At 62.8% G+C, this 9,185-nt stretch carries 6 protein-coding genes; 1 reads left to right on the top strand and 5 read right to left on the bottom strand.

The window, feature by feature from the left end:
- Nucleotides 1-917: 917 nt before the first annotated feature.
- Genes nrfD through C2L80_RS06770 form a run of 4 tightly spaced genes read right to left on the bottom strand, consistent with a single transcriptional unit; the run spans nt 918 to nt 5,371 of the window.
- Nucleotides 918-1,832: an NrfD/PsrC family molybdoenzyme membrane anchor subunit gene (gene nrfD, locus C2L80_RS06785; protein ID WP_103262903.1), complete on the bottom strand. Its 915-nt coding sequence runs from the start codon at nt 1,830-1,832 to the stop codon at nt 918-920.
- Between the two features lie 15 nt (nt 1,833-1,847).
- Entirely contained in the window at nt 1,848-2,387 is a 540-nt protein-coding gene (locus C2L80_RS06780; protein ID WP_103262901.1) for a 4Fe-4S dicluster domain-containing protein, read from the bottom strand.
- On the bottom strand, nt 2,387-4,630 hold the full coding sequence (locus tag C2L80_RS06775; protein ID WP_129589913.1) for a molybdopterin-dependent oxidoreductase: 2,244 nt from the start codon (nt 4,628-4,630) through the stop codon (nt 2,387-2,389). Before C2L80_RS06775 ends, C2L80_RS06780 begins: the two co-directional genes overlap by 1 nt.
- A gap of 9 nt (nt 4,631-4,639) precedes the next feature.
- Nucleotides 4,640-5,371: a 4Fe-4S binding protein gene (locus C2L80_RS06770; protein WP_103262899.1), complete on the bottom strand. Its 732-nt coding sequence runs from the start codon at nt 5,369-5,371 to the stop codon at nt 4,640-4,642.
- 249 nt (nt 5,372-5,620) lie between these two features.
- Between C2L80_RS06770 and C2L80_RS06765 the strand changes: the two genes are divergently transcribed.
- A complete protein-coding gene (locus C2L80_RS06765) occupies nt 5,621-7,738 on the top strand; it encodes an aldehyde ferredoxin oxidoreductase (protein WP_092199554.1) in 2,118 nt (705 codons plus the stop codon).
- A 147-nt stretch (nt 7,739-7,885) separates the two neighbouring features.
- On the opposite strand, the gene C2L80_RS06760 is transcribed toward C2L80_RS06765, so the two are convergent.
- Nucleotides 7,886-8,863: a hypothetical protein gene (locus tag C2L80_RS06760; RefSeq protein WP_103262898.1), complete on the bottom strand. Its 978-nt coding sequence runs from the start codon at nt 8,861-8,863 to the stop codon at nt 7,886-7,888.
- Between the last annotated feature and the right edge of the window lie 322 nt (nt 8,864-9,185).

Raw genomic sequence — 9,185 nt, 5'->3', positions numbered from 1 at the left:
GCGGGAGGCGACTGGAGGCGGGAATCGGAGAGGGGCTGGGAACGAAAGCCGAAAAGAGGGATGGGGAGTGACCGGAAACGGGAGCCAGAAAAGGAGAGGGGCCGCAAACGGGAGCCGGAGGACGGCGGCCGAGGAGTGCCGGGAGAGGCGGGACAGACATCGGGGGCGTTGCGAGCAGCCCCGACCCCCTTGCGGTGTTTCACATGAAACAAGTATCGCAATGTAGTGCGATATTGAAACAAATGTTTCACGTGAAACATTCGAAAAGAGAGGCCCTTTTCGCAAACGAAAACCCAGAAGCGAGTCGACCAAGAGAGAGCCAACCAGGCTATCGGACGCACCAGAAGAGCATTCCGACTCGTCAAACGAGCACCGTCGCGCAGAAACGCCCCCTCCCCGCCGCCACCCGACGCCAAAAGAAGCCCCTGCCAAAAGAAAGCCTCGATCATTAAAGCCGACATCTGCAGGAAGGCATCTCGACCGAGCAGCCGATCGGTCGACCCGTCGTCAAAAATCATCCCAACCAGCCAGCGAACGCCCGACGCCCACCCATGAAGCCTCCGAGCACCTTGGCCAACCGGCCGAACGGCCAAAGCCGATCGCAAACGAGCGCACCGGACAACTGCCTGCCGCCCTCGCCTCATCGCAACAAGAACATCGACCGTCTTGGCACGGGCCGCCTCAAACGCTCAAACGCCCCGCCCAAGCCAAAAGCACAGACCTCTGCGAGCGAAAGACGTCGAGCATCGTCAGCGATCGGACGCGACCCTGACGTGCTCGATCACGCAACTGGCACCTTCCATCGTGCGCGCTACCCGCAAGGCCGGAAAGAGAGCAACCGAACCTCTGGCGCCCGTCGCGCGCGAAACGCGACGACGAGCGCCAGGTGGCACACAGCTAGCCGAAAAGGGGAAGGTTCAGAGCAGCACGACGGGCAAAGCGGCCATCACCACCAGATAACGCAGCAGAAACCCGCCCACGATAGTCGCCGCGTCGGAAACGGCCCCACACGCACGACCGCTTTCGACTCGAGGGCAAGCGCCATGAACCTCGGCGCCGCAGGCATCGCGAACGCCCGCGCCTACGCGCCCCTGCACCAGATGCAGCACCAGGGGAAGAGCCAACCCCACTACCACAAAGCCCAGCCAGAAAACCAGCGCCCACTGCCCCGTCAGCAAAGCCGCGACCGACGCCGCTCCGGCTTCGCTCGAAAGGCCCACGAAGAACAGCAAGGCCACTACGAGCACCGTCTCCACCCAAGGAAGCCATCCATGGACGTGCTCAAGAAAAGCAAGCTTCTCCACCTCGTTCGGACAAACCAGGCGCGCGAACAAGAACACCGCGCAAACGCCGGTCGACATCGCCGACACGAGGAACAAAAACGGCAGCACTGCGCTGTTCCACAGGGGAAACGTCTTCACCACGCCCAAAAGAACGCCCGTGTACATGGCCACGGCAATCGCGAAGCCGCATCCAGTCGCCTCCAAACCGAAGGGCACGCTCTTTTTCAGCAAGTCGCGCACAACCACCACTGCCGCGATGACGACTAAGGCCGCAAGGAACACCACGCCCCACGTCATCACCGACTGAACGTTGCCCAGCAACAAGGCAAAGCGCCAAGGATGGAGAAATCCTCCCTTCGCGTCCACCATCAAAAGCACGAGGCCCACCGCCACCGCACCGAGCGCGATCACTCGCCCCGCGCGCACCGTGCGCTTGGCCTGAGGAGCCATCCTGCCCGCCGCTGTCGCAGCGACGAACGCGCCGGCACCAAGACCCGCAAGGAACAGGTACATCGCGATGGGGGCACCCCAAATCGGCTCGAATTCCACGCCGATCACCTCCAATCATCTCGCATAATATATCTTGGCCTTGGTCAAGCCGACAGACAGGGGCTGGGCGTTGCGACGCGCGATCGTGCGAGAAATCTCGCTGTCGGGGTCGTCCAAATCGCCCACCAAGCGGGCTTGGGTCGGGCATACGTCCACGCAAGTGCACCCATGGGAACCGTCAACGCCCGAGACGGCGCACAGACGGCACTTGTCCACCGCGCCCGTCTCCTCATTGCGCACGCGTACCTGATAAGGACATGCGGCCACGCAATACAAGCATCCGATGCACTTCCCCTCCTCAACAGCCACAAGGCCGCCCGCTCCAACATATGACGCGCCCGTAGGGCACACCGATACGCACGGAGCGTCTTCGCAGTGCATGCACTGCACGGGAACCAGCGACGGCCTCCCGTTAGGAAACGCCTCCTGCTCCTCGTGCTCATAACGAATGAATCCCATGTCCGCAGGCAGAGAGTTCTGTCGCTGGCAAGCCGACCGGCATGCAAGGCAGCCCGTGCACCTCTCCAAGTCGATGAGCATTCCGTAGCGAGTCATCACGCACCAACCTTCCTGACGGTAACGGTCGCCTGCGAAAGGTCGGGGGCGCCGAATCCAGCCGTCGCATGCGGCTCCACCAACAACAGCGGCGACAACCCATCGTCCTGCTCAACTGCCGCAAGGGGAAGAAACACCGCGCCAGGATGAATATGCCCCACCAGTCGAGCGCGCCAAGTTTGGCTACCGGAAGAAGAAGACACCACGACCTCGTCATCCTCCGCAATGCCGAGCGTACGAGCGCTCTCAGCGTTGATGAGCATGCGATCAAGTCGTTCCTTCCCGACAAACGCGCGCACGGCCTTAGACGAAGCGCGTGCAGCCGACGTTACGGGAAGCGCGGCCACGAGCAAGCGAAACACGCCGTTTTCGGGCGCGGCGTTCGCCGCATCCGCAAAGCCGCACACCTCAAGCGCCCCGGCATCGGCGCATGCGGCGCTGCGAAGCTCCACCTTCCCCGAACCGGTGGCGAACAGCGGGGCGTCCCCATACGACACGCCCAGCGACGCCACCTGAACCGAACCGGAATCGCCAAGCGCTTCGGAGGAAAGCCCCGCGTCGGCCAAGAACGCCTCTGCCCGCGCATCTATCTCCTGCGCGAAGGACGACTCGACCCCGGCAGCCTCCGCAATGCCGCAACACACGTCGCGCAGAGGTCGAACGTCATCAGCAGGGGCGATCAAAGCCGCGCTGCGACACACAGCCGGCTTCTGGGCATAGGCGACATGCGGCAAACCCGGCTCCTCGAACGACGAGCAGCGCGGCAAAACGAAATCGCACAGTCTCGCATACTGGCCCTGCCCAGCGCATATCGAAACGGAAACGTCGAGGCTTGGGAGCATGCGCTGCGCGCGTTCGGCATCGCACGCCCAAGCAAGAACCTCGGGAGCGCCGGTCACGAGCGCTCCGATCTCACCAGCCTCGATGCCCTCCACCAAATCGAACAACGATCCAGCTTCCACGCGCGCAAGCGGGGCCCCTCCGTCAGCACGCGGCACGAAACCCCCGTCAGCCGCGCGATCCTCGTCTTCGGCGCTGCCAGTGGCGTAGTGGCGCGCAGCGGCGTCCCAAGAAGTCTCGGGCACGACGAACGTGCCACCCGCTACGTTGTACGCGCCAAGAAGAGCGTTGAGCGCGCAAACGACGCGCGCCGTCTCAGCCGCATTGCCGAAACGCAGCGAGCCAGGACAAGACGCATCGATCGCGCATGCCGGAGCAGCCGCGCACAGCCGAGCCAAAAACGCCTCCACATCCGCTTCGGACGCACCCGTTTTACGAGCCGCCCAAGCAGGCGTGCACGACGCAAGCGACTCCCTCCACGCATCGAGCCCCTCTACGCATGCGGAGGCACCCTCGGCCTCAAGCCCTTCGCGCACCAGCGCGGCTGCACCAGCAAGAAGCAAAGCCGCCTCGGTGCCCGGAAGCACCGGCACCCACGCATCGACAGCGGGCATCCCGAAGGGAACCATCGCATCGACGAGCACGACCACGGCGCCTCTTTCGCGAGCTGCGGTGAGGCGCGCGGCATGCCCCGGAGTCATGCGCCCCGAAGACGCGCCCACCACCACTACAAGCCGCGCCTGCTCCACGTCGGGAACTGTACGGGAGGCGCCGATCGCCTGGAGCTCGCCGCACCGCGCATCGGATCCTCCATCGGAGGCGTAGGAATACACGCGCTGAGATCCCAAAGCGTCGGCAAGTCCGTACAAGTAGCGCCCGTTGGGATCGCACTCGTCGACAAGCACGGCGACCGAACGTCCCTGCCCCTTCGCCGCCGCAAGCGCCTCGCCGATGCGAGCCAGCGCGTCGTCCCACGTCGTTTCCTCAAACGAGCCGTCATCCCTCCTGCGCAGAGGAGCGCCCCCGCGCCCAGCCTCGCCTTCGGCGCCGCTAGCGCTCGCCTCCGAAACCAGCATCTCTGCCGACGCATATCCATACGCGCACAGCGACCCGACGCTCTCGGGATGCGCGGCGCTTCCCAGAAACCGTCCGATGCCCGCATCTCCGTTCTCGGCGGTTCTCAGACAGGCTCGAAAGGCGCACAAGGCCGAACATCCCGTGCAGCAGCTTGCCGCACCCGCAGCGGCGGCAGCCGCATCCATCGCGCTGTCAGAGCCCGAGGCGTTCGGCTCCGCATCCGCGCTGCCCGAGCAGCCCGCCAAAGCCATACCGGCGCCGATAGCGGTTGCGCCAGCAATAAAACCGCGCCGACTCAGGGCGCCCTTTCCCTTCTTATCGTCCATGCGAATCACCTACCGACCCTGCGCATACACCGTCGAGACAAGCCCCTTGTCGATGCATTCCTGCGCGATATCGATCCAGTCGATGAATTGGATGGCCCCGTTCGGGCATTGCTCGGCACAACGGCCGCACGATACGCACTTCGTCGAAACGCCCGTCAGCGGGTTGATCTTCGGAAGGCCCCACGGGCATGCCTCGTGGCACATGCCGCACCCGATGCAGACGTCCGCCTCGATGACGCGCGCGCCCGTTTGGTCGTCGGAATGGATGGCATGGACCGGGCAGTACTCCACGCATCGCGGCTCGGCGCATTGGCGACAGCTTTTTATAGTGAATTGACAGGACCCGAAGGAACCCTCTCCCGTATCGGGCGAATCACCGAAGAAGTACGTCTCGTGAACACGCACGCGGGCGCTGCTCTGCATGGCCATTCCATCGTTTTTCAGCGTGCACATCATTTCGCAACGCTGGCACCCCGAACAGCGGGCCCGGTCGGTCACGATCATCTTCTGGGGCGTCGTCGCAATGTCGATACGGCCACTGGCAACCGCATCGGACACCACGCCCCATTTTGCCAGCACGCCTCCCGCAACAAGGCCCGCCACGCCGCATCCCGCCGCCACGAGTACCTGACGGCGCGTCACGCCGCCCTTCGCGCGTGCGACATCTTCCAACGTCTCGCCCCCGCGTGGATCGCGCGGATCGGGCTCATGGGTCACGTTATCGTCAAGGGATGTACCCATCCCGTCCTCCTCTCGTCGTTTTGCCGGGCCGGCTCTGTCGACCCTTTCAGCAAATCCCCCTTCGTGCAAAGCCCTCAACGCCACTTTGGCAGCAAGCCCGCAAAGGCCATCCTCTCTTTGGGGTCATTTCCAACGGTCGGAGAAAATGACCCCAAAGAGAGGATGCGCCCACGCCCCCGGCCTCGATAATCGTCCTCGCCTCTGATTCTCGCAAAGCCCTCGCACGTCAACGAGAAAAGAGAGGAAACCATGGACGAAGCGATTTCGTACGGATGGGCGGGAAAGATACTGCGCGTCAACCTTACAAGCGGCGCGATCAGCGTCGAACCGACCGATCCATACAAAGACCTCTACATCGGGGGCATGGGCATCGCCAACAAGATCCTGTACGACGAAGTGGAGCCGGGGACCGACCCCCTCTCCCCCGAAAACAAGATCATCTTCGCAGTCGGACCCCTCACCGCATCGGGCATGCCCATGGGAGGACGCGCCACCATCTGCACCATGTCGCCCTTTTCAAAGTACCACCTCCCCATCGACGCCCATTGCGGCGGCATGATCGGCGCGCGCATCAAGCAAGCAGGTTGGGACGCCATCATCATCGAAGGGGCAGCAGAATCCCCGTGTTACATCAACATCGTGGATGACAAGGTGGAGATCAAAGACGCGAGCGAAGTATGGGGGCTGGGCACCCGCAAGACCACCGAGATCCTGAACCGCCGGGAGAGCACGCGCGCCTGCGTGGCGAGCATCGGCCCGGCAGGCGAGAACCTGCTGCCCTACTCCAACATCATGAACAGCCGCAACCACAGCGCCGGAGCGGGCACCGGCGCGGTCATGGGATCGAAAAAGTGCAAGGCGCTCGTAGTCGAAGGCAACGGAGCGGTGCGCGTGGCCGATCCTCAGGCGGTCATGGACCTGTCCGATTACGTGCTCAAAGAGCTGTTGGGATCCAACAACAACCACAGCGTGCCCTCCACGCAGCAAGAATGGGCCGAGTATTACGACCCCAGCTCTCGTTGGACGGCGCGCAAAGGCCTGTACTGGGCAGCCGCCGAAGGAGAACCCATCGAGACAGGCGAGCCCAAACCCGGCGAGCTTAACACCATCGGGTACCGTTGCATGAAGTCCACCAAGGATCTGGGCGACATCGCCGAACAGTACACCGTCAAGATGAACGGCTGCCACGGTTGCCCCATCCACTGCCACGCCGACCTCTCCATGCAAAGCCTTGACGAGCACGGCACCTACACCACCGCCGGCAACACCTGCGCTCCGCAAGGCGCATGGTCCAAGAAGCTTTCCAAAAAGCTGGCCAAGAAATTCAACTTCGAACAGGACGAAGAAACCAAGCTCGTCTGGAACCTGAAGCTTCTCAACCTGATCGACGATCTGGGAATTTGGTGCAACTACAGTCAGCTATGGACCGATTTGGCGCATTGCATCACCTCCGGAACTTTCGAGCGCAACTGTCCCGAAGAATACGCCGCCATCGACTGGGGGAAGTTCGAGCGCAACGACTCGTCCATCCTGGACGATCTCATGAACATGCTCGCCCGCAACGACTCCCAGATGGCGCTTGTGGCCCATGGTCCAGTCGTCTGGTGCGAAAAATGGGGCGAGGAAGACTGGTTCGACACCGACGGCTCGGGGTTGGTGAGCTACCTCGGTTGGCCAGAGCACCACTATGCCGATGACGTATGCCAAATGGGCGTCATCTGCAACGGCCTGTTCAACCGCGATCCCATGATCCACTCGGGAACGAACTTTTTCCGACAGGGCTTTCCCGATGAAATCAAACACGAGATAGCGGCCGAGCTCTGGGGCGACCCCGACGTGTACACCCCGGCCGACTTCCATACCCCCTTTACCGAAGCGAAGGCGTATTTCACCTGGTGGTGCGTGGTCACCGATGTGCTGCACGACAGCCTGACGGCCTGCAACTGGGTGCTGCCCTTCACTTGCTCGCCAAACCGCTCGCGCAACTACCGGGGCGACCTCGACGTGGAAGCGAAGTTCTACAAGGCGGTCACCGGCGTGGACGTCACCACCGACCAGCTGTACGAAGCGGGTGCGCGCATCATGACGCTGCAGCGCGCGATGGCCGTTCGCGGCATGAACACCATCGACCTGCACGGCGAGCACGACCGCGTGCCGGACTGGCCTTTCGAGACGGATCCGGACGTGGAGCCGTTCTCCGAAGGAACGTCGAAACTCGACCGTGACGACATCGAGAAGGGTTACCGCCTTACATACCAGCAGTTCGGCTGGGACGAAAACCTGGGCTGTCCAACCGCCGAATGCCTTGACCGCTACGGTCTGAGCGACGTGAGAGACGACCTCGCCGCCCGCGGTCTGCTGCCGTAGGAGAGGAGAAAGGGGCGGCAGACGCAGCTGCAGCGTCTGCCGCCCCGGCTTCGAGCACGCTTTGCCTCTCCGATTCTACTACCTTGGGCCTTTCGGACTTCCGACCTTTCGAGGTTTTCGAGGACCCTCCTTCAGAGGCCTCGACGACTACGGCTTCTCGAAGCGCAGGACAGAGGTGTACTCTGCCAAGCGCTGGGCTCGCCGAGGGGAGAGATGCGTGGTCGAATGGTAGTACACGTCGCCGTTCGACGCCTCCACACACGCTATATCGGAGCACGTTTCCAGAGAGCGCACCTGAGAGAACAGCTCGGCAACGTGTTCGCCCGAGAACAGGAAGGGCTCGTTTTCGAGCGACGTTGCGCGCATCGGACGAGGATACACGCGCGACTCTTCGCGCACGCATTCCACGAACGTCACCACGTCGTCGCCCTCGTTCGCCAGAAACGACCAGCGAGCGTACGAGTCGGTCATGACGTTGGCCGAATAGAGGTAAGCACGTTTCTTGCCCCGCATCACGCGCATGTCCGAGCAGGGAACGTCCATGGAAACAACCTCGATAGACACCGACACGTCAACAGAATCGGCAACAAGCGCCAAAGAAGGCGTAGGCTCGACAGGCACGTCGCAAAGGCTGGCGTCGGAAGCATCGGGGATACGAGCGACCGCGACCGCGAAGTTCGCGCGACCGGCAGAGAACAGCTCGCAAACACTCTCTTCCCAGCCAGGTTCGGGAGTCGCCGAGAAACGCACGACCGCGTGCGCGGCAAGAGCCGGAGGGTCGTCCTTCGCCCCCGACCCATCATCGGCTATCGGATATGCCGCAATCGCCTCCGTTTCCGGAGGTGTCGAACAACTGACGACGGGGGGATCCACAGGCTGCGCCCCTGGCGAGGACGGCATATCTTCTATCTCCACTTCGGCCGAATCGGGAGGAGCGGGAACGACCAGCCGGCTATCCGCAGAGCACGCGCGCACCTCCTCGACGAGAGCGGAAAGCACGTCGCGCACATACGCATACGCCGCCCTGCTTGCAACCTCGTCTTCAGCTGGCAGGGCCCCCTCTTCGCGCCCATGGCCTCCTATCGCATCTTCTCTCATCAACTCTTCCAACCTTTCTTTCCGCATAGGACTCCGTCCTTTTCCATCATGCCCCTTTCCACGCCTTGCGCATCCTCTCTTTCGGGCAATCTGCGCCCAATCCGACACAAGGGGGGGGCGGCTTTCGAGATGCGCTCAAAAGCCGCCCCCCCCCCCACGACCATTTGGCGAATTCACCCTCGAAGAATCGAGCGAACAGAGAGGGAAAGGGTCATACTGGCGAAGCGCACGCAGAGGGAAAAAGGGGGAGGGGGATGGCTCTCATGCATACGTTTAGGTTTATGCGAGCGAGGAATGACTGCGCGAAAAAATGCAACGGGGAGGGACCGCGCACTTGGCAAACGAGCCG

The sequence above is a fragment of the Rubneribacter badeniensis genome (genome assembly GCF_002899695.1).
Taxonomy (GTDB): domain Bacteria; phylum Actinomycetota; class Coriobacteriia; order Coriobacteriales; family Eggerthellaceae; genus Rubneribacter; species Rubneribacter badeniensis.
This window is presented reverse-complemented; position numbering and strand designations above follow the sequence as displayed.

Bases quoted from the DNA above. Each gene is read 5' to 3' on its own strand.
- C2L80_RS06780 (WP_103262901.1), bottom strand. From the start codon at position 2,387: ATGACTCGCTACGGAATGCTCATCGACTTGGAGAGGTGCACGGGCTGC.
- C2L80_RS06775 (WP_129589913.1), bottom strand. From the start codon at position 4,630: ATGGACGATAAGAAGGGAAAGGGCGCCCTGAGTCGGCGCGGTTTTATT.
- C2L80_RS06770 (WP_103262899.1), bottom strand. From the start codon at position 5,371: ATGGGTACATCCCTTGACGATAACGTGACCCATGAGCCCGATCCGCGC.
- C2L80_RS06765 (WP_092199554.1), top strand. From the start codon at position 5,621: ATGGACGAAGCGATTTCGTACGGATGGGCGGGAAAGATACTGCGCGTC.
- C2L80_RS06760 (WP_103262898.1), bottom strand. From the start codon at position 8,863: ATGCGGAAAGAAAGGTTGGAAGAGTTGATGAGAGAAGATGCGATAGGA.